Origin of the sequence: Enterococcus sp. E4-150, from assembly GCF_035726465.1 — a bacterium.
Lineage (GTDB): Bacteria > Bacillota > Bacilli > Lactobacillales > Enterococcaceae > Enterococcus_B > Enterococcus_B faecium.
In genome coordinates this window covers 1-21,204 of the sequence record NZ_JAPRGK010000001.1, presented here as the reverse complement: position 1 = coordinate 21,204, position 21,204 = coordinate 1, and the positions used below count along the sequence as shown (strand labels likewise).

The following is a 21,204-nucleotide window of genomic DNA, read 5'->3' as shown; positions in this document are numbered from 1 at the left end:
ATTGAAAATCATTGTTAATTTGTACGTACAGGAGTAATCAGCTGAATAAATTGAACGCCATCTTCCGTTGGTTCCAATGTAAATGGACGAATAGCAGAGATAAATTTCACTTTGATGCTCATATCTCCAAATGCACGCAACGCTGCTTTCATATAATCCGGATTGAAAGAAATATCTAATGGATCGCCACTGCTTACTGTATAACTCAAGCTTTCTTCTACCTTCCCGATTTCTGGCGAATTTCCGTATAAAACAACCGCATCTGGACGAATAGATAAACGAACGATGTTGTTACGGCCTTCATGAGAAAGTAAAGAAGCCCGTTCGATCGCCGCTAAAAAGCTAGGAACAGAAAATTCAACCTCTGTATTAAAACTTGAAGGAATCAAACGATTGGTATCAGGATAGTTTCCTTCTAGCAAACGGGAATAGAAATACATCGTTTCTGTTTTGAACAACACTTGGTTTTCCATAATACTGATTTCGACGATTTCTTCTTCATTTGTTAATGAGCGAGATAATTCGATCAAACTTTTTCCAGGAATAACAATATCAAAATGATCAGCCGCTTGTTCTACTGGAATCACGCGTTGACTTAGACGGTGAGAATCAGTAGCTACAGCCAATAAAGAATTATCAGATAAAATGAAATGCACACCTGTCAAGATTGGACGACTCTCATGTTGTGAGACAGCAAAAACTGTTTCGTTGATTAGTTTAGTCAATACGTGTACAGGTAATTTCATCTGGTTATGGCTTTCGACAACAGGAAGATGAGGATAGTTATCTGCATCTAATCCATTTACGATAAAATTCGCTTTTCCAGAAGTAATCGCTACTTGTTTATTTTCTAAAACTTCTAAAGTAAATGTTTCTTCAGGAAGTCTCCGAATGATTTCGCTAAAGAAACGTGCTTGTAAAACAATGGAACCAGTAGATTCGATTTGCATATTTGCTTTTTCGTTTTCAACAGACAAAAAAGTTTCAATTGATATATCAGCGTTGCTCCCCGTCAAAGTCAAACCTTCTTGTGTCAGTGTGATTTTTACACCTGTCAAAATAGGGATCGTGGTTTTGCTTGAAATAGCTCGTTGAACAGTTTGCAATTCTTGCATAAAGCTAGCTCGGTTTAAAGTAACTTTCATGATGTATCTCCTTTGAATGTTTGTTTATTTATTATTAGTTAAAAAGAATAATAAAAGTAATAGGGCATGTTGATTCTGTGGAAAACTCAAAAAACGTAAGAGAGAAACGAAAAAACAGCTGTGGAAAAAGTGTGTATAACTTTTGAACGTTTTTTTCTTTTATCCACATGCTATTTTCAGTTGATAGAATCGACAAATTAATTTAGTAAAAAGTTTTTGATTTCTGATACTTCATTTTGCATACTGACACTAGAATCCATCAGCTGCTGGATTTTTTCATGAGCATGGATAACCGTTGTGTGATCCTTGCCACCGAATTCAGCTCCGATTTTCGGTAAAGAATTATCTGTGAGCTCACGTGCCAAATACATAGCGATTTGTCTAGGAACAACAATAGATTTGACGCGTTTCTTTCCTTTGAGATCTTTCAATTGGATGTGATAATACTTTGCCACTTCTTCTTGGATCTGCAGGATTGACAATTGAGGATGTCCTTTTCCTGATTTTAACGTTTTCAGTGCGTCTGCAGCTAGACTAGTCGAAATATCTTCACTATTCATCGCAGCAAAAGCTTGCACTCGAACAAGCGCACCTTCTAATTCACGAATGTTAGAATCAATTTGTCCTGCGATGTAGCTTAGTGTGTCATCTGGGATCTCTAGACGTTCAGCCGCCGCTTTTTTACGTAAAATCGCTGTTCTTGTTTCAAGATCCGGCGGTGTAATATCAACAGACAGCCCCCATGCAAAGCGAGAAACAAGGCGTTCTTGCAGTTTCGGAATCTCGTTTGGCAACCGATCACTGGTTAGTACGATTTGTTTCCCTTCATTGTACAAGGCATTGAAAGTATGGAAAAACTCTTCTTGCGTAGCTTCTTTTTCTGCAAAAAATTGAATGTCATCCACTAGCAGTAAATCAACATTTCGATATTCTTGACGGAACTCTTCTGCTGTTTTGTTTTGGATCGAATTGATGAAATCATTAGCAAAAGTTTCACTGCTTACATATTTTACTTTGGCATTAGGCTGACTTTGCAGCATTTGATGACCAATTGCATGCATCAAGTGAGTCTTACCAAGTCCCACGCCTCCATAAAAGAAGAGCGGGTTATAAATAGAACCTGGATCTTCTGCTACAACGAGCGCTGCTGCATGAGCCATCTGGTTTCCTTTACCAATGACAAACGTATCAAAGGTATATTTAGGGTTCAGCATGGCTTTTTTTAGCGGACTAGGTGCCACAACTTTTGGATTTTTTTCTTCTATAACTTCTTCTTGCTCTGCTTCTTCGCCAGTAATAAAGCGAGGGATAATCTCATTTCCTGATAACATATAACCGACTTCAACGATTTTTGTCGCCAGGTTTTTTTCCCAATATTCTTTATGAATCTTGCTAGGAACCTCAACAACGAGCTGGTTTTGATCAAGGGTTCGAGGGTTCGCTGTTTCGATCCATGTATTATAGCTAGCAGGCGATAAATCCTTTTGGTATGTTGCTTTTAATTCATTCCATAAAGCATCGAGGGATACCATATAAGGCCTCCTCCTTCATTAAAAAGTGAATAACTAGTACTAATTTAGCATTTTTTTCAATAGTTTTCCACAGAAACCGAAGAAAAAAATTTTTTAATTACAATTATCCACACAATCGACAAAAAGAAAAAAGAGAAAAACACAGTTGTCAAAAAAAGTTTTCCACACCACTAATGCACAAGTGGAAAACTCGTGAAAATCAATAGATTTCCTCTTGCGTCTGTGGATAAAAAATATAGATATACCAATAGTTAGGAGACGAAATACACAGGGAAACGCCTGATTGTGGATTACTTTTTTTACACGTGTATTTTCTGTGTAAAACCAGCCATTTATTATCTGTGGATAATCCCTGTGCATAACTTTTTCCACATAGGATTCCCATAGAAAAAAATAATCTTGTGGATAATTTTTAACAATCGATCTTCTATTTTATATTGACAAAATCACTACTTTGTCGTTATACTATCAAAGTATGTCTGTGTTTATAAAATAGATAAGAACATTTTGGAGGTGGAATATATGAAAAGAACATACCAACCAAATAAACGTAAACGTCAAAAAGTTCACGGATTCCGTAAACGTATGAGTACTAAAAATGGACGTCGTGTGTTAGCTAGCCGTCGTCGCAAAGGAAGAAAAGTTCTTTCAGCTTAGGCCACTGGGGTTTCAGTGGTTTTTTTTATACTCTTTTTTAGGGAAATGATGAAAGGACAATCGTAATTATGGTATGATTATGAGCGTAAGTGAGAGATAGAAAAGGAAAGAAAACTAATGAGAAAAGCGTATCGAGTAAAAAAAGAACGAGAGTTTCAAGCCGTGTTCCATACGGGAGATTCTTTTGCTAACCGCAAATTCGTCGTTTACCGTTTGGAAAAACCGGGACAGCCTCATTTTCGAGTTGGTTTATCTGTAGGAAAAAAGGTCGGCAACGCGGTAAACCGCAATGAAGTCAAACGAAAAATCCGAGCAGCAGTTTATTCTATAAAAGAAGAAATTGATCCGGAGTTGGATTTTATTGTGATTGCTAGACCAAGTGTGAAGGGGTTGACTTATGATGAGGTTCGCTCCAATTTAGTCCACGTCTTAAAACTTGCAAAAATAATCGACAGAGAGGAAAAGAGTAAGTGAAGAAATACAAACGTTTACTTTTGATGGCCGGTATCGTTAGTTTGGTCATCGTCTTATCCGGTTGCGGAACTGGGGAAGTCAGCGCACAGAGTACAGGAATTTGGGATCGTTATATTGTTTATTACTTTGCTGAGGCGATCAAGGCGTTGTCATTTGGTAATGCAGGGATAGGGATCATTTTATTTACACTGATCATCCGCGTGATCCTATTGCCGTTGATGCATTTCCAAACAAAGAGCATGCGTAAAACGCAAGAATTACAACCGAAATTAAAAGCACTGCAGCAACAATATAGTTCAAGAGATCCGGAAACACAAAGTAAGTTAAGAGAAGAGCAGCAGCGTTTATATGCAGAAAATGGCGTCAATCCATATGCTGGTTGTCTTCCTTTATTAGTACAAATGCCAATCTTGATGGCGTTATGGCAATCTATTTCACGTGTACCAGAGTTGAAACAAGGGCATTTCTTATGGTTGAACTTAGGGAACGCGGATCCAACATTTATTTTGCCGATTTTAGCAGCAATCTTTACTTTTGCAAGTACGTATTTATCTAGCATGAGTCAAATTGAATCGAATGCATCAATGAAGATCATGAATTTCGTGATGCCTGTAATGATTTTAGTGATGGGTGTCAATTTAGCCAGCGGTCTTTCATTATACTGGGTAGTTTCCAATGCCTTCCAAGTTGTACAAACGCTGCTGATCAACAACCCTTTCAAAATTCGAAAAGAGCGTGAAGAAGAAGCACGGAGAATCCGCGAAAGAGAACGTGCTCTTAAGAAAGCAATGAATCCTAAGAAAAAACGGAAATAATAGGGGAGGTAATGCTAATGCCGATTTATGAAGCTGCAACAATAGACGAAGCTGTCCAACTAGGTCTGGCTGATTTGGGTTTGGCCAAAGACCAAGTCGAAATCGAAATACTGGAAGAAGGAAAAAAAGGTTTCCTAGGAATGGGTCGAAAGAATGCACGGCTTTCGATCCAGCCAAGTATCAGCGAAAAAGTTTCTGAAACAGTAGAACAGACTGTAGAAGAAATTTTGGAAGAAGAACCAACAGCTGAGATCGAGGTAGTCAACGAAACGATTCTTGAAGAAAAAACAGAAGAAGTAAGTGAGCTAGGTGATGAAGCAGCTTTAACGGAATTGGCAGTTTATCTTACTGAAATTTCAAAACAGCTTGATGCTCCAGCTCTTGTCAAAATGGAAAGAGAATCAAATAATATGGTTGTTTTCCATTTAGAAACACAAAAGCAAGGCATACTGATTGGGAAACATGGAAAAACACTGAATGCATTGCAATATCTGGCACAAGTCTTCATCCATCGTTTAGCAAGAAATAAGCCGTCTGTAGTAGTCAATGTAGGCAATTACCGTGAAAAGCGCCAAGAGATCATTCAGCGTTTAGCTGATCGCACGGCTGAAAAAGTAAAACGGACAGGGCAGCCTGTTTTCTTAGAACCAATGCCTGCATTTGAACGTAAACAAATCCATGCTGCATTAAGCAAAGATGAACATGTAAAAACACATTCGGAAGGTGAGGAACCTTATCGTTATTTAGTAGTAGAACCTGCTAAAAAATATTATTGATTCCATTACTTTTTGAATAAATCACGTTGACAAAGTTTTTCAAACCAAGTATATTTTACTAGAAATCATTCTTATCAGAGTATACGATGAAGTAGTCACTAACTTTGATAGAAAAAAGCGGATCGAAACTGTCTTCAGTTTTGATCCGCTTTTTTTGTCTGTTTCATTTAACCAATCGTTGTTTGGATAAATTGGATCACTGTTCCATAAGCAAAAAGTTCCAGAAAATACTTTCCGTCGCGTTTTTTTTGCTGATACTCAAAATGACAGTTGATTACTGCATTCGCACCATATTCAAGTACCTTCGTCTTTAATTTCCTCTTCGTTGTTAAGAAAAGGTCATCTTTGGGAAAAGATGGGTCAAACAAATCAGCTTCTAAGCATTCCACAACAAAAACGATATCGCGGACGATATATTTCTGGTTGATATTCCCTGTAGATAAAACGACATCGTTGATCCGAGGGTCACTTTCTTCTTCCAATGCAGCAGATCTGAACGGGCTCACATATTTTCTCCTTTCAAAAGTGTATAGTTTAGATAGCGCTACCATTTAGTGTACCGTTTTTTTTAAGAAAGATAAAGCCTTGTTTATACAGTATCTTCTCTTCGAATAAACCAAAGAACGCAAAGAGACATCCAACGACAATTAAATATAAGGTAATGGAAGCAGAACAGGCTCAACTTCATCTAATTGTTTTAAACACTTGATTCCTTATAGCAAGTGTGATAATCTATGACCAGAATTTAATCAAGAACAAGCAGTCAAAGTGCGAAGTTCACCGTTTATTGTACATAAAGGGTGGAGTGGGCACTTTTTTTGTGCGCAAAATGAAAAAGGAAGTGAAAAAATGGCTGAAATTACTTTAGAATTTGATACGATTGCGGCAATTTCTACCCCACCTGGAGAAGGTGCAATCAGTATCGTTCGTTTAAGTGGCGATCAAGCTGTGCAACTAGCAGATAAAGTTTATCAATCTGGAAACAAACGATTATCAGAAGTACCAAGTCATACGATCCATTATGGACATATCGTTGATCCCAAGAGCAATCAGCTTGTCGATGAAGTCATGGTCTCCGTGATGAGAGCACCAAAGACATTTACGCGGGAAGATGTAGTAGAAATCAATTGTCACGGTGGGATCGTTGTAGTCAATCAAATTTTGCAGCTATTGTTAAGAGAAGGTGCAAGATTAGCTGAGCCAGGCGAATTCACAAAACGAGCATTCTTGAATGGTCGTGTTGACCTTTCACAGGCAGAAGCTGTGATGGATTTGATTCGGGCAAAAACAGACAAAGCAATGGGACTAGCTCTTAATCAGTTAGACGGCAATCTGTCTGCTTTGATCCGCTCATTGAGACAAGAGATTTTAGAGACATTAGCACAAGTAGAAGTAAATATTGATTATCCAGAATATGATGATGTCGAAGAATTGACTACGAAGTTATTGCTTGAAAAAGCGCAGATGATCCAACAAAGAATCCAAGCGCTACTTGCTACATCCAAGCAAGGGAAGGTTCTGCGGGAAGGGTTAAGTACGGCAATCATCGGCCGGCCAAATGTCGGCAAATCAAGTTTGTTAAACCATTTGTTAAGAGAAGAAAAAGCAATCGTTACGGATATTGCAGGAACGACTCGAGATGTAATCGAAGAGTATGTCAATGTTCGGGGGGTACCGCTCAAGCTAATCGATACAGCTGGAATTCGGGAAACAGAAGATGTGGTGGAACGGATCGGGGTCGAAAGAAGCCGAAAAGCATTAGCAGAAGCAGACTTGATCTTACTTGTTCTAAACCAAAGCGAACCACTGACAGCAGAAGATGAACAATTATTGGAAGCGACAAGTGGATTGAAACGGATCATTCTTCTAAATAAAACAGATTTGCCAGCACAGCTGGAACAAGAAAAATTGAAGAAATTGATCGAAAATGAACCAGTTTTTTCAATTTCCGTAGCTAAAAACGACGGACTAGATCGTTTGGAATCAGCTATTTCTGATTTATTCTTCAGCGGAGAAACAGGAGAAAGAGACGCTACTTATGTTTCTAATACCCGCCATATCGCGTTGTTAGAAAAAGCTTCCCTCTCACTTGAAGAAGTCATTGCAGGTATTGATGCAGGAATGCCTGTGGATCTCGTTCAAATAGATATGACGCGTTGCTGGGACTATCTAGGAGAAGTTGTCGGCGACAGTATACAAGATGAGCTAATCACTCAATTATTCAGTCAATTTTGTTTAGGAAAATAAAAGGAGGAACAAACGATTGGAACATTATGAAGCAGATGCGTATGACGTGATCGTTGTTGGCGCAGGACACGCCGGTTCAGAAGCTGCACTTGCTGCTGCACGTATGGGATCAAAAACATTATTACTGACAATAAATTTGGACATGGTAGCATTCATGCCATGTAATCCTTCTGTAGGCGGACCAGCTAAAGGCGTTGTCGTTCGAGAAATCGATGCGTTAGGCGGAGAAATGGGTAAGAATATCGATAAAACCTATATCCAAATGCGTATGTTGAACACAGGAAAAGGCCCAGCTGTCCGAGCATTGCGAGCACAAGCAGACAAACATGCTTATTCAACAGAAATGAAACATACGATCGAAAAAGAACCAAATTTGACGCTAAGACAAGGAATCGTCGAAGAACTGATCGTCGAAGATGGTGTTTGTCATGGAGTAGTGACGTCCACAGGAGCGAGCTACCGGGCCAAAGCAGTTGTTATTACAGCCGGAACAGCACTTCGCGGAGAAATCATTATCGGTGAATTGAAATATTCATCAGGTCCGAATAACTCTCAACCTTCTATTGGACTAGCGAATCATCTAAAAGAACTTGGCTTTGCTATCGAACGGTTCAAAACAGGAACACCGCCTCGAGTAAAATCAAGTACGATCGACTATTCTGTTACAGAAGAGCAGCCTGGTGACAAAGAGCCAAATCATTTTAGCTTCAGCACACCAGATAGTGCCTATAAACTAGATCAGGAATCTTGCTGGCTGACCTATACAGGTGAGACGACTCACCAAATTATTCGAGACAACTTACATCGTGCCCCAATGTTTACAGGGATCGTTGAAGGGGTAGGCGCTCGCTATTGTCCATCCATCGAAGATAAGATCGTGCGTTTTGCAGACAAACCACGTCATCAATTATTTTTGGAACCAGAAGGCTTAAATACGGAAGAGGTCTATGTTCAAGGTTTATCCACTTCTTTACCAGAGGATGTTCAAGTCAACATGCTTCATTCTATTGCTGGATTAGAAAAAGTAGAAATGATGCGTACAGGATATGCTATCGAATATGACGTAGTAGAGCCACACCAGCTCCGTCCGACATTAGAAACTAAAGTCGTTGAAAATCTTTATACAGCTGGACAAACAAATGGTACAAGCGGTTATGAAGAAGCGGCTGGACAAGGGCTGATTGCCGGTATCAATGCAGCTTTGAAAGTTCAGGGAAAAGAACCTTTAGTGATCAAACGAAGTGACGGTTACATCGGTGTCATGATCGATGATTTGGTAACAAAAGGAACGAACGAACCTTACCGTTTGCTGACTTCACGTGCTGAATACCGTCTGCTTTTACGTCATGATAATGCAGATTTGCGATTAACAGAAATGGGTCACCGTGTAGGCTTAGTAAAAGAAGATCAATACAAGAATTATTTGAAGAAAAAAGAAGCAGTTGAACAAGAAATCAAACGTTTGATGAATGTACGAATCAAACCAACAGAAGAAGTCCAAGACTTTTTAGCAACGATTAATGCGGCACCATTAAAAGATGGTGTACTAGCAAGCGACTTTTTAAGACGTCCTGAGATTACTTATGCAGATCTTCTACGGTTTATTCCAGAAAATGAAGAATTGACACGAAAAGAAATCGAACAAGTAGAAATCCAAATCAAATATGAAGGCTACATCAAAAAAGCCATGGAAAAAGTAGAAAAATTAAAACGCATGGAAGCGAAAAAGATTCCAGAAAACATCGACTACGCAGCAATCAACGGATTAGCAACAGAAGCAAAACAAAAATTGCAGAAAATCCAACCAGAAACAATTGCCCAAGCTAGCCGAATCAGTGGCGTAAACCCTGCAGACCTAAGTATCTTAATGGTCTATATCGAACAAGGGAAGATTGCGAAAGTCAGTGAACCAGCGTAATACGTAATAATAAATAGAAGAGAGAACTAGTTTTTGCAGAAATTGCTCAAAGCTAGTTCTCTCTTCTGTGTATATTTTATGAGTCATACTAGAAAGAAAAAGTCTATCGGCTTTTCTTACTTTTCAAATTTTTAAGAATCCATATGGAAGGATTGCATGTCTAGAGATTTTGCGTTAAAGTAGGGAGAGAATCTGTGAAACAATTGCTGTTTCACAATGAAAGGAATATTTATGATACCAGAAGAATTTCGCCAATCCTTGGCAGAAAAAGGGATAGAGCTTACCGATCATCAAATGAATCAATTCGCTATTTATTATCGGACATTAGTCGAATGGAACGAAAAGATGAACCTTACAGCTATTACGGATGAAAAAGACGTATATCTGAAGCATTTTTACGATTCACTTACATTAGCATTTGAAGTAGACTTTACGCAGCCTTTATCTTTATGCGATGTCGGTTCGGGGGCAGGGTTTCCTAGCATACCTTTAAAAATTGCCTTTCCAGAACTGCAGATAACGATCGTTGATTCTCTGAATAAACGAATAACCTTCTTATCTGAGTTAACCCGATTATTAGGAATCGATGCTTCCTTATATCATGACCGGGCAGAAACATTTGGGCAAAATCCTCACTTTCGTGCATCATTTGACCTTGTCACTGCTCGTGCGGTTGCTCGTTTGAATGTGTTAGCGGAATTGTGTTTGCCCTTGGCTAAACAAGAAGGCTATTTTTATGCATTGAAAGCAGCAAAAAGTGAAGAGGAATTGACAGAAGCAAAACAAGCGATTGGTTTATTAGGTGGTAAATTCCTCAAAGAAGAGGCGGTTGCCTTGCCGAATGTCTCTGACCAACGGCATATCATCGTTATTCAAAAAAAGAAACCAACCCCAAAGAAATACCCAAGAAAGCCCGGACTGCCTAATAAGCAGCCAATCAAATAGGAGGAGAAGAGATGGCACAAATAATATCTGTTGCGAACCAAAAAGGTGGCGTCGGCAAAACAACGACGACGGTGAATCTAGGTGCTTGTCTTGCTAGCCTTGGCAAAAAAGTATTGCTAGTGGATATGGATGCACAAGGAAATGCTACCAGTGGTGTCGGGATCAGAAAACCTGATGTGACAAGAGACATCTATGATGTTCTAGTCAATGAATTGCCAATTGATGAGGCAACTTTGATCACTGAACACGAAAATTTGAGTATTGTGCCTGCGACTCTCCAATTAGCAGGAGCAGAGATCGAATTGACGTCAATGATGGCAAGAGAATCAAGATTAAAAGGATCTTTAGCAGAAGTAAGCAGTCAGTATGATTATATTTTGATCGATTGCCCGCCTTCTCTTGGCCATCTGACAATCAATTCATTTACAGCAAGTGATTCGATTTTGATACCTGTTCAGTGTGAGTATTACGCATTGGAAGGATTAAGCCAATTACTGAATACGGTTCGTTTAGTTCAAAAACACTTTAATCCAGAATTAGAGATCGAGGGAGTCTTACTGACAATGTATGATGCACGAACAAATCTGGGAAATGAAGTCGTAGAAGAAGTACGTAAATACTTCCGCGAAAAAGTTTACGAAACGATCATTCCAAGAAATATTCGTTTATCAGAAGCACCTAGTCATGGAAAACCGATCATCGACTACGATCCACGTTCTCGAGGAGCTGAAGTCTACCAAGCATTGGCAAAGGAAGTGGTAAGTCGTGAAGAAAAGTAAAGGATTAGGCCGAGGAATCGATGCACTGTTTCAAGATTTAGAAAACTTAGAGACGGTGGATGTAAAAGATGATACCGTTGTCCAGCTACCATTGAATGAGCTGCGACCAAATCCGTATCAGCCCCGTAAAACATTTGAAGAAGTATCTTTGCAGGAACTAGCTAATTCTATTGAACAATCAGGTGTCTTTCAACCCATCATCGTACGCCGTTCCGCAGTAAAAGGATATGAGATTATTGCAGGGGAGCGACGTTTTCGAGCGTCCAAACTAGCTGAAAAAGAAACGATCCCTGCTATCGTTAGAGACTTTGACGAAGAAGCGATGATGCAAGTAGCAGTGCTGGAAAACTTGCAGCGAGAAGATCTGAATCCGTTAGAAGAAGCAGAAGCATATGAGATGCTGATGAAAAACCTGAAACTAACACAAGCAGAAGTAGCTAGTCGTTTAGGAAAGAGCAGACCTTATATCGCCAATTATTTGCGCTTGCTTTCTTTACCGGATCTTGTCAAGGAAATGGTACAAGATCAGCGTTTATCTATGGGACAAGCCCGTACGCTGTTAGGTTTAAAAAATAAAACATTGATTTTGAAATTAGCCAATCGTGCAGTAACTGAAAATTTAACTGTCCGCCAACTGGAACAGCTTGTTTCTGAGTTAAATCAAAATGATGGAAAAGAAAAGAAAAAAATCCCAAGGCTAGCAAAGGAAAAACCATATTATATCCGAGAAAGCGAAGATCGTTTGATGGATAAATTTGGTACAAGTGTAGCTATTCAAGAAAAAGATGGGAAGGGAAAAATCGAGATCGAATACCTTTCTCAAAAAGATTTGACAAGGATTCTTGATATATTGGATATTCAATTTGATGAAGAATAAACAAAAAGGAGGCTATTTTTATGTACGACTTGCACGATATCGTTGAAATGAAAAAACCTCACGCTTGCCAGACGAATCGCTGGGAAGTCATTCGAATGGGCGCAGATATCAAAATCAGATGTATGAATTGCGGACATATCGTCATGATGACTCGCCGAGACTTTGAAAAGAAATTAAAAAAAGTAATTGAAAAAAATGCAGAGAAAGAGTGAATAAATTTATGGCATTGACTGCTGGAATTGTTGGGTTGCCCAACGTAGGAAAATCAACTTTGTTTAATGCGATCACAAAAGCAGGAGCGGAAGCAGCAAACTATCCCTTTGCAACGATCGACCCTAACGTAGGGATGGTAGAAGTACCTGACTGGCGTTTGCAACGCTTAACAGAACTTGTACATCCGAAAAAAACTGTTCCGACGACTTTTGAATTTACAGATATTGCTGGAATCGTAAAAGGCGCAAGTAAAGGAGAAGGTTTGGGAAATCAATTCTTAAGCCATATCCGCCAAGTAGACGCTATTTGTCACGTTGTTCGCTGTTTTGATGATGATAATATTACTCACGTAGAAGGACGTGTTGATCCACTAGAAGATATTGATACGATCAACTTGGAACTAGTGTTAGCAGACTTAGAATCTATCAACAAACGCTATACTCGTGTAGCAAAAGTTGCTAAAACCAAAGATAAAGATGCAGTGGCAGAACTAGCTGTACTGGATAAAATCAAACCTGTACTGGAAGAAGGAAAATCTGCCCGAACGATCGAATTTACTGAAGAAGAACAAAAAATCGTTAAATCACTATTTTTATTGACGACAAAACCAATTCTTTATGTAGCCAATGTCTCAGAAGATGACGTAGCAGATGCAGACGCGAATCATTATGTACAAGAAGTGCGCAACTTTGCTGCAGAAGAAAATGCAGAAGTGATCGTGGTCAGTGCTCGTGCAGAAGAAGAAATCGCAGAATTAGATGAAGAAGACAAAGCGGAATTTTTAGAAGCTTTAGGAATCGAAGAATCAGGTTTGGATCAGTTGATCCGTGCTGCTTATGATTTGTTAGGCTTAGCTACTTACTTTACTGCTGGGGAACAAGAAGTACGTGCTTGGACATTCAAAAAAGGAATCAAAGCACCACAAGCAGCAGGAATCATCCATTCAGATTTCGAACGCGGATTTATCCGTGCAGAAACTGTCTCTTTTGAAGACTTGGATCATTACGGAAACATGCATGCAGCAAAAGAAGCTGGACGTGTTCGATTAGAAGGAAAAGATTATGTCGTACAAGACGGCGACGTAATGTTATTCCGCTTTAATGTGTAAAAGGGCTATCAAACTAGCTGTAGAATATGGTAGAATGTCTTTTGTGACGACCGTTGAGAAAAGGAACGGCTAAGGAGGACTATTAGATAATGGAACCAGAACAATTACGAGCAATCGTAAAAGAAAACAATAGTTTAGAAACAAAATTAACCAAAAGAAATCAACAGTACATTTTTGATTTGAAAAAATCTTTAGAAGCAGCGAATTTGTCTGAAGAAGAAAAAGTAAAAGCCCTTCATGACATTCTGCCTACTTTAGTTGCAGAACAAAAAGGCGGAAGAACAGCCCGTCAATTGTTTGGGACAGTCTCTGAAAGAACGGAAGCAATCATCAATAAGCCAGCAGAAGTAAAAAATTCATCCACCCCTTTATTGATGTGGTTAGATAATACGTTGCTGTTGCTTGGTCTATTAAGTATCATGATTGCGATTACCGGATTGTTTTCACGTGGAACAACGCCAGCTTATGGCTTTTCTACACTCGTTCTAGGTTCTGCAATCGGTGGCTGGGTCTTTTATATGATGTACAAATACATCTATCAATATGAATATCCCGGAGCAGATCGAAGCAAGAAACCAGGAATGGGTAAGACATTGCTTATCCTAGGTGGAACGACACTTCTTTGGGTCGTACTGTTTTCTGCGACAACACTATTGCCGCCAGTTATCAATCCAGTATTAGATCCAGTAGTAGTTATCATTATCGGGGCAGCTGCTTTAGCAATCCGTTACTACTTGAAGAAAAAATACGGGATTATTGGAAGTTTATCCGTCCCAAGAAGATAAACTAGCAAAAAGATCAGCTATTTTGCTAGATATCTAGGGGTAGTAAAGAACCTCATTTTGTTTATCCATAGTTAAATAATAGTAAGGGGCTGTGACAAAAGTCTTGTCACAGTCCTTTTTTACGATAAACGGTGTTCAATCAGCTGACCCTCGGTATTAGCTCAACAAACGGCAAAACATGAGGAACTATTTTTCCGTTTTTTTCTCTAATACTCAGGTCAGGACGCTGATTTCACAACCTCTCGATAAACGGTGTTCAATCAGCTGACCCTCGGCATTAGCTCAACAAACGGCAAAACATGAGGAACTATTTTTCCGTTTTTTTCTCTAATACTCAGGTCAGGACGCTGATTTCACAACCTCTTCCTTAAACGGTGTTCAAAAGCTTGCATCTGCGGTAATAAGCCCAACCAATTCAAAAATATGAAAAACTATTTTTGATTGGCTGTTCTTATTACTTGATGCAGGGCAGCTTTTTCACAACCTCTCCACTAAACGGTGTTCAAAAGCTTGCATCTGCGGTAATAAGCCCAACCAATTCAAAAATATGAAAAACTATTTTTGATTGGCTGTTCTTATTACTTGATGCAGGACAGCTTTTTTACAATCTCTTTTAATACACACAGATGTAAACGCTTTATATTGGTATTCTATGAGAAAGCTAACTTGATTCCAAGTAGATCATTGACTTAAATGAAAAAATCAATTATTTTAATAGATAAACTAAATTAGAGGAGTGGTACTAAAAATGTCCAACTGGGAAACAAAGTTCACGAAAAAAGGATTTACTTTTGATGATGTCTTATTGATACCAGCAGAAAGTCACGTGTTACCAAACGAAGTGGATATGAGCGTACAATTAGCTAAAAATATTAAGTTGAATATTCCAATCATCAGTGCAAGTATGGATACTGTTACCGACAGCAAGATGGCCATTGCTATGGCAAGACAAGGCGGACTAGGTGTGATCCATAAAAACATGACGATCAGCCAGCAAGCGGATGAAGTAAGAAAAGTCAAACGTTCTGAAAGTGGCGTAATCATTGATCCGTTCTTCTTAACGCCACAGCATCTTGTAGCAGACGCAGAAGAATTGATGAGCAAATATCGTATCAGTGGTGTGCCAATCGTTGAAACACTTGAAAACAGAAAATTGGTAGGGATAATTACAAACCGCGACATGCGTTTTGTAACAGATTATCACATGCCGATTGCTGATGTGATGACAAAAGACAACTTAGTGACTGCCCCAGTAGGTACCTCTCTAAAAGATGCAGAAAAGATTTTGCAAAAACATAAAATCGAAAAATTACCAATCGTAGATAACGAAGGTCGTTTAAGCGGATTGATCACGATCAAAGACATCGAGAAAGTGATCGAATTTCCAAATGCAGCAAAAGATGAACATGGTCGATTGCTTGTAGCAGCAGCCGTTGGTGTAACAAGCGATACATTTGAGCGTGCGAATGCTTTATTAGAAGCAGGGGCAGATGCAATCATCATCGATACAGCTCATGGACATAGTGCAGGTGTGATCCGAAAAATTCAAGAAATCCGTTCAACTTTTGCAGATGCAACATTGATTGCAGGAAACGTTGCGACGGCTGAAGCGACAAAAGCTTTATATGATGCAGGTGTAGATGTCGTAAAAGTTGGTATCGGACCAGGATCGATTTGTACGACACGTGTGGTAGCCGGTGTAGGTGTACCTCAGCTCACAGCTATTTATGATGCAGCATCAGTTGCTCGTCAATATGGCAAAGCGATTATTGCAGACGGAGGGATCAAGTATTCTGGTGACATCGTCAAAGCATTAGCTGCCGGCGGACATGCAGTGATGCTAGGAAGTATGTTGGCAGGGACAGATGAATCACCAGGTGAATTCGAAATCTTCCAAGGACGTCGATTCAAAACATACCGAGGTATGGGCTCATTAGGCGCGATGGAAAAAGGTTCAAAAGACCGTTACTTCCAAGGTAGTGTTAATGAAGCAAATAAATTAGTACCAGAAGGAATCGAAGGTCGGGTTGCTTATAAAGGAAGTGTTGCAGATATTATTTTCCAAATGATCGGCGGTTTGCGTTCAGGAATGGGTTATGCTGGGGCAGCGAATCTACAGCAATTACGTGATGAAGCGCAATTTATCCAAATGAGCGGCAGTGGATTAAAAGAATCACACCCTCATGATGTACAAATCACAAAAGAAGCACCAAACTATTCAGTTGAATCTTAAAAACATTAAAGAGCGTGGGACAAAAGTAAAGAACACTTTTGTCCCACGCTCTAAACACGTATAAACGGCGGAAGCAGAAGCAACTCCTTCGGAAATAAGCTGAAATTCACAAAAATTTGAAAAGCAATTTTCGTGAATTTCTTCTTATTTCTTGGAGTTAAACGCTTCTGTCCCAGCCTCTTTTTGAATAAACAGTGTTCCCTTGCCACCTCCGAATCACAAGTACAACATTCATAAAATATGAAGAGCTGTTTTTTGAATTTGTTCCTTGTAACTCGGAGCTGGGGGGTAGGCTTACGACCTCTCCACTAAACGGTGTTCAAACAGCTGACCCTCGGTATTAGTTCAACAAACGGTAAAATATGAGGGACTATTTTTCCATTTTTTTCTCTAATACTCAGGCCAGGACGCTGATTTCACAACCTCTCGATAAATGGTGTTCAAAAGCCAGTTTCTTGGTATTAAGCCCAATTTATGCAAAAATGTGGAAAGCCATTTTCACAAAATTTTTCTTAATACTCGAAACTAAGCGGCTTTTTCACAGCCTCTTTATTTAATAACTTTCAGATTCCCCATATAAGGAACGAGCGCTTCTGGAACTGTGACAGAACCATCTTCATTTTGGTAATTTTCCAAAATGGCAGCTACTGTACGGCCAACTGCAAGTCCTGAACCATTCAGAGTATGAGCATAGTGGATTTTTCCATCATTATCGCGATAACGGATCATTGCGCGGCGTGCTTGGAAATCTTCACAGTTAGAACAAGAACTGATTTCACGATAAGTATCTTGTGCAGGTATCCATACTTCTAAGTCATAAGTTTTAGCTGCAGAAAAGCCCATGTCTCCAGTTGATAAGGCCATCACACGATAAGGCAAATGCAATTTTTTCAAGATATCTTCTGCATCAGCTGTCATTTTTTCCAATTCTTCGTAAGAATGCTCTGCATCCGAAAATTTGACCATTTCTACTTTATTGAATTGGTGAAGACGAATCAGTCCTCGTGTATCCCGACCAGCACTTCCGGCTTCAGAACGAAAAGCAGGGCTTAGTGCAGTGAAATAAATAGGTAAATCTGCACCATCTAAAATTTCATCATTATAATAGTTAGTTAATGGTACTTCAGCTGTTGGGATTAACGTTAGATCAGTATTCTCCAATTGGAAAACATCTTCTTTGAATTTTGGAAATTGTCCCGTACCAAACATCGCTTTACTGTTGACGATATAAGGAGTGATCATTTCAGTATAGCCGTGTTCGTAAATATGCTGATCAAGCATGAAGTTGTAGACTGCACGTTCTAATCGAGCACCTAATCCTTTGTAATAGACAAAACGGCTACCGGCTACTTTTGCGCCACGTTCAAAATCTAAAATATCAAGATTTTCTGCAATTTCCCAGTGTGGTTTTGGTTCAAAAGCAAATGTACGTGGTTCGCTCCAACGACGGATTTCTACATTGTCCTCTTCATCTGTTCCAACTGGCACAGAATCATGGGGAAGGTTTGGCAAAGTAGTTGCAATTTGTTTCAACTTTTCATCCACTTCAGCAATTTCAGTATCCAATGCTTTGATGTTGCCACCGACTTCTTTCATTTCAGCGATTTTAGCAGAAGCATCTTCTTTTGCACGCTTCAATTGGGCGATCTCAGCAGAAACATCATTTCGATATTTTTTTAATTCTTCACTTTTGACTAGTAGCTTACGACGATTTTCATCTAGTTCCATGAATTCAGCTAATGTTTCTTTTTTTACGCCCCGAGTCATCAATTTTTCTTGTACTTCTTCAATATTTTGTCGCATCATTTTTACATCTAACATATGATTTCCTCCTTTTTGAAAATAAAAAAAGACTGATCCATCCCATTATTCTTGGGACGAATCAGTCTGAAATTCGCGGTACCACCCAAGTTCAGCGTCAGCTGCACTTGTTGAACACATAACGGCTGTTGAACCGACCTTTCTTATTTCGAAAGGGCACGTAAACGAACTGGAACTTCCAAATTATCCTTTGCTGATTTACACCTGCCATCAGCTCTCTGAAAAAGAATAAAGTGTACTGGGTTCTGTGTTTTTCATTTATTCTAATAATTGTAATAAGAATAGCGAATATTTCAGCTTTCGTCAATAACTTCCTGTGTATCAATAGGTAATTTTTCATTTTTCTTGATTGGAAGGTGCATGATGAAAGAAGTCCATTGCTTATCTGATTTTGCATAAATGTATCCGCCGTGCAAAGCCACAATGCTTTGAGCGATTGCTAAACCAAGTCCAGTTCCTCCAGTTGCTTGTGAACGAGATTCTTCTACACGATAAAAACGGTCGAATAGATTATCGATTGCCTGTTGTGGGATCATTGCTCCGTTATTTTTGACTGTTGCAACAACTTCTGAACCGATACGTTCTACTTCGATTACGATCTTCGTTGCTCCTTTTCCGTATTTCAACGCATTCGTCAAAAGATTATTGAAGACACGTACAAGTTTTTCGGTATCGCCATCCATGATAAGGGAGTCTACTTTTGATTGAACAAGTATTTGGATATTTTTTTTAGAAGCTTCCAACTCAAAATCAGCTGCTAACTGTTCGATCAACTGGATCATGTCAAAGGCAGAAAAATTCACCGGGACAGCAGGCTGGCGTACCTTAGTGTATTCAAATAAGTCGTCCACTAAAGATTTCATCTGCTTTGCTTTGATATAAGCAGTATGCGTATACTTTAAAAGATCTTCTTCTGAGTGATACTGGCCATCTTCTATCAGTCCTAGGTATCCAATGATGGACGTGAGTGGGGTACGGATATCATGACTGACATTCGTGATCAATTCATCTTTTGATTTTTCGATTTTACGTTCATCTTCAATCGCTGCTACGGTACTATCCACCAATCCATTGATACTTGTTACCACTCGGCTTAAGTCACCACTCAGTTCAAAAGGGATACGATGATCATAATTTCCGTTTGCGATGTAGTGAAGTTCGCTGATGATATGCCGCAATTGCATTTGGCGATATCTTCGAATCAAGCGCCAATACAAAACACCAATATCTAATAGAAAGAAAAAGGGAATAATAAAATTCCGGCCGTTCCAGAACAAATCAGTGTTCAATCGTTCTGCAAAAATATTCTTTGAATCCCAAATCGCATTCGTCAAAGAAGGTGAACTGTTGATCACCGAACTGATAACAACCAGAATAGAAACATTTAATAGAAGCAAAAGGATAATCGTGATGATTCCTTCCGCTAACAATTCGCTGATTTCTTTTGAAGTCAAATTGATCCGACGGCGTTTTTCAGTTGCTCGTTTACTATCTTGCGTCAATTTTATAGCCCACTCCCCAAACGGTTTGAATGACTTTTTCACCACCAGTTGCTTCTTCAATCTTATCTCTTAAATGACTAACGTGAACCATGACAGTTTTAGCAGAGACAATACTTTCTTGTTTCCAAACACGCTCAAAAATTTCATCCGCGCTAAATACTCGATTAGGATGACTAGCAAGCAAGTAGAGGATACCGAATTCCAAAGCTGTTAACTGGATTTCTTTCCCATCGATTGTTTTAACTTCATGAGAGTCTTTATTGATGATTAATGCATTTACTTCTAATACATCAGGCTGATCTGGGGCAATCTGCATTTTTGTACGCCGTAATAAAGACTTTACTCTAGCCATTACTTCTAACGGATTAAATGGTTTGGTTACATAATCATCTGCACCAGCGACCAGTCCTTTGATCTTATCCATATCAGTAGTTTTTGCTGTCAGCATAATGATTGGTATTTGGGATTCTTTTCGTAGCTCTTTCACTACTTGCATCCCATCCATCACAGGCATCATGATATCCAAGATAAGTAATTCAATATCGGGAATTGTTCTAATCTTAGATAATGCTTCCTTCCCGTCATAAGCCTTTACTGCTTCATACCCCTCATTGTGAACATAGATACTTAATAATTCAACGATTTCTTTATCATCGTCAGCAATCAAAATTTTCATAAATAAATCCTCCAGAGTCATATTGTTACTATTATTCTAGCAAAAAAAAGCAGAAATAGATAAAAGCAGCACTTTGTTAAGGAAAATTTTAGAAGGTGAGACATCTAGTTGGTGTGAATAAGACAAGAACATGAACATTAAACTGAAAACAAAAGGATTTTACGTCTCTCGGAGTTATAAAGACGAACGAAAAAGGACCAGAACTAACCAATGATCATATAAGCTAGAAATGTTGATAAATAAGCATTTTCTTATTGACTTTCACATGTGATGTTGATATATTATTATTTGTTCAAAAGAACACCAATAACTTATTAAATAATAAAAAATAAGTTGTTGACATGTTGGAAATGACATGATAAGATAACTGAGTCGTTAAAAAAGAACCGCTTGCGAAGCTTGATTCTATCGAAAAAAACTTCAAAAAAGTTCTTGACAAATAACAAACGATAAGTTATGATAAATGAGTTGCTGAAAGATTTCGAAAAACGAAATCGAAAAAAACTTTTAAAAAAGAGTTGACAATTACTTGTCTCTCTGATATGATATAAAAGTTGCTACGGCAGCCAAAAACGAATCGGGAAACACTCCCGATGAAGTAGACCTTTGAAAACTGAACAAAGTAAGACAAACCAAATGTGTAGGGCGTCTTGATTCAATTCAAGACAACAAACATTTTTAACAAGCAAGCAATATGCTAG

Annotated in this window: 19 protein-coding genes and 1 other annotated feature; of the genes, 13 read left to right on the top strand and 6 right to left on the bottom strand. The window is 38.8% G+C overall.

Features of this window, described 5'->3' with window-relative positions; translation table 11 throughout:
* Positions 1–14: 14 nt before the first annotated feature.
* Positions 15–1,145 (bottom strand): DNA polymerase III subunit beta, encoded by a 1,131-nt coding sequence (gene dnaN, locus OZ002_RS00095; protein WP_113833036.1) that lies wholly within the window; start codon positions 1,143–1,145, stop codon positions 15–17.
* Between the two features lie 197 nt (positions 1,146–1,342).
* Positions 1,343–2,677, bottom strand: a complete 1,335-nt coding sequence (gene dnaA / locus OZ002_RS00090; protein ID WP_002288360.1) for a chromosomal replication initiator protein DnaA — start codon at positions 2,675–2,677, stop codon at positions 1,343–1,345.
* A 522-nt stretch (positions 2,678–3,199) separates the two neighbouring features.
* Between dnaA and rpmH the strand changes: the two genes are divergently transcribed.
* From rpmH to jag, 4 genes are all read left to right on the top strand, one after another.
* A complete protein-coding gene (gene rpmH, locus OZ002_RS00085; RefSeq protein WP_002293121.1) occupies positions 3,200–3,334 on the top strand; it encodes a 50S ribosomal protein L34 in 135 nt (44 codons plus the stop codon).
* Positions 3,335–3,451: 117 nt separating this feature from the next.
* Positions 3,452–3,808 (top strand): ribonuclease P protein component, encoded by a 357-nt coding sequence (gene rnpA, locus OZ002_RS00080; protein ID WP_002295255.1) that lies wholly within the window; start codon positions 3,452–3,454, stop codon positions 3,806–3,808.
* Entirely contained in the window at positions 3,805–4,623 is an 819-nt protein-coding gene (locus OZ002_RS00075; protein ID WP_002295256.1) for a YidC/Oxa1 family membrane protein insertase, read from the top strand. The genes rnpA and OZ002_RS00075 overlap by 4 nt, the downstream gene beginning before the upstream one ends.
* 17 nt (positions 4,624–4,640) lie before the next feature.
* Positions 4,641–5,399, top strand: a complete 759-nt coding sequence (gene jag, locus OZ002_RS00070) for an RNA-binding cell elongation regulator Jag/EloR (protein ID WP_125179019.1) — start codon at positions 4,641–4,643, stop codon at positions 5,397–5,399.
* A 167-nt stretch (positions 5,400–5,566) separates the two neighbouring features.
* Here the strand turns inward: jag and OZ002_RS00065 are convergent, their stop codons facing one another.
* On the bottom strand, positions 5,567–5,950 hold the full coding sequence (locus tag OZ002_RS00065) for a hypothetical protein (RefSeq protein WP_002303984.1): 384 nt from the start codon (positions 5,948–5,950) through the stop codon (positions 5,567–5,569).
* 298 nt (positions 5,951–6,248) lie between these two features.
* Here OZ002_RS00065 and mnmE point away from each other — a divergent pair, with 298 nt between their 5' ends.
* The 9 genes from mnmE (at position 6,249) to guaB (ending at position 16,504) form a co-directional block, all read left to right on the top strand.
* Positions 6,249–7,646: a tRNA uridine-5-carboxymethylaminomethyl(34) synthesis GTPase MnmE gene (gene mnmE, locus OZ002_RS00060; RefSeq protein WP_156249196.1), complete on the top strand. Its 1,398-nt coding sequence runs from the start codon at positions 6,249–6,251 to the stop codon at positions 7,644–7,646.
* A gap of 16 nt (positions 7,647–7,662) precedes the next feature.
* On the top strand, positions 7,663–9,564 hold the full coding sequence (mnmG, locus tag OZ002_RS00055) for a tRNA uridine-5-carboxymethylaminomethyl(34) synthesis enzyme MnmG (RefSeq protein ID WP_002299775.1): 1,902 nt from the start codon (positions 7,663–7,665) through the stop codon (positions 9,562–9,564).
* A gap of 231 nt (positions 9,565–9,795) precedes the next feature.
* On the top strand, positions 9,796–10,509 hold the full coding sequence (gene rsmG / locus OZ002_RS00050; RefSeq protein ID WP_325082719.1) for a 16S rRNA (guanine(527)-N(7))-methyltransferase RsmG: 714 nt from the start codon (positions 9,796–9,798) through the stop codon (positions 10,507–10,509).
* Positions 10,510–10,520: 11 nt separating this feature from the next.
* The gene (locus OZ002_RS00045) at positions 10,521–11,288 is read left to right on the top strand and encodes a ParA family protein (protein WP_002288805.1); all 768 of its coding nucleotides are present in this window, start codon (positions 10,521–10,523) and stop codon (positions 11,286–11,288) included.
* Positions 11,275–12,165: a ParB/RepB/Spo0J family partition protein gene (locus tag OZ002_RS00040; RefSeq protein ID WP_002299776.1), complete on the top strand. Its 891-nt coding sequence runs from the start codon at positions 11,275–11,277 to the stop codon at positions 12,163–12,165. The genes OZ002_RS00045 and OZ002_RS00040 overlap by 14 nt, the downstream gene beginning before the upstream one ends.
* A 20-nt stretch (positions 12,166–12,185) precedes the next feature.
* Positions 12,186–12,377, top strand: a complete 192-nt coding sequence (locus OZ002_RS00035; protein ID WP_002293106.1) for a DUF951 domain-containing protein — start codon at positions 12,186–12,188, stop codon at positions 12,375–12,377.
* Between the two features lie 8 nt (positions 12,378–12,385).
* Complete coding sequence (gene ychF / locus OZ002_RS00030; protein WP_002293105.1) at positions 12,386–13,486, top strand: redox-regulated ATPase YchF; 1,101 nt, start codon at positions 12,386–12,388, stop codon at positions 13,484–13,486.
* Between the two features lie 89 nt (positions 13,487–13,575).
* The gene (locus OZ002_RS00025) at positions 13,576–14,271 is read left to right on the top strand and encodes a DUF1129 domain-containing protein (protein ID WP_002299780.1); all 696 of its coding nucleotides are present in this window, start codon (positions 13,576–13,578) and stop codon (positions 14,269–14,271) included.
* A 748-nt stretch (positions 14,272–15,019) separates the two neighbouring features.
* Entirely contained in the window at positions 15,020–16,504 is a 1,485-nt protein-coding gene (guaB, locus tag OZ002_RS00020) for an IMP dehydrogenase (RefSeq protein ID WP_125179022.1), read from the top strand.
* Between the two features lie 549 nt (positions 16,505–17,053).
* On the opposite strand, the gene serS is transcribed toward guaB, so the two are convergent.
* The 3 genes from serS to OZ002_RS00005 form a co-directional block, all read right to left on the bottom strand.
* A complete protein-coding gene (serS, locus tag OZ002_RS00015) occupies positions 17,054–18,325 on the bottom strand; it encodes a serine--tRNA ligase (RefSeq protein ID WP_002307286.1) in 1,272 nt (423 codons plus the stop codon).
* Positions 18,326–18,374: 49 nt separating this feature from the next.
* Positions 18,375–18,580 (bottom strand) — a binding site (T-box leader).
* Between the two features lie 38 nt (positions 18,581–18,618).
* Positions 18,619–19,827, bottom strand: a complete 1,209-nt coding sequence (locus OZ002_RS00010) for a sensor histidine kinase (protein ID WP_002295267.1) — start codon at positions 19,825–19,827, stop codon at positions 18,619–18,621.
* A complete protein-coding gene (locus OZ002_RS00005; protein ID WP_156249195.1) occupies positions 19,814–20,503 on the bottom strand; it encodes a response regulator transcription factor in 690 nt (229 codons plus the stop codon). The genes OZ002_RS00010 and OZ002_RS00005 overlap by 14 nt, the downstream gene beginning before the upstream one ends.
* Between the last annotated feature and the right edge of the window lie 701 nt (positions 20,504–21,204).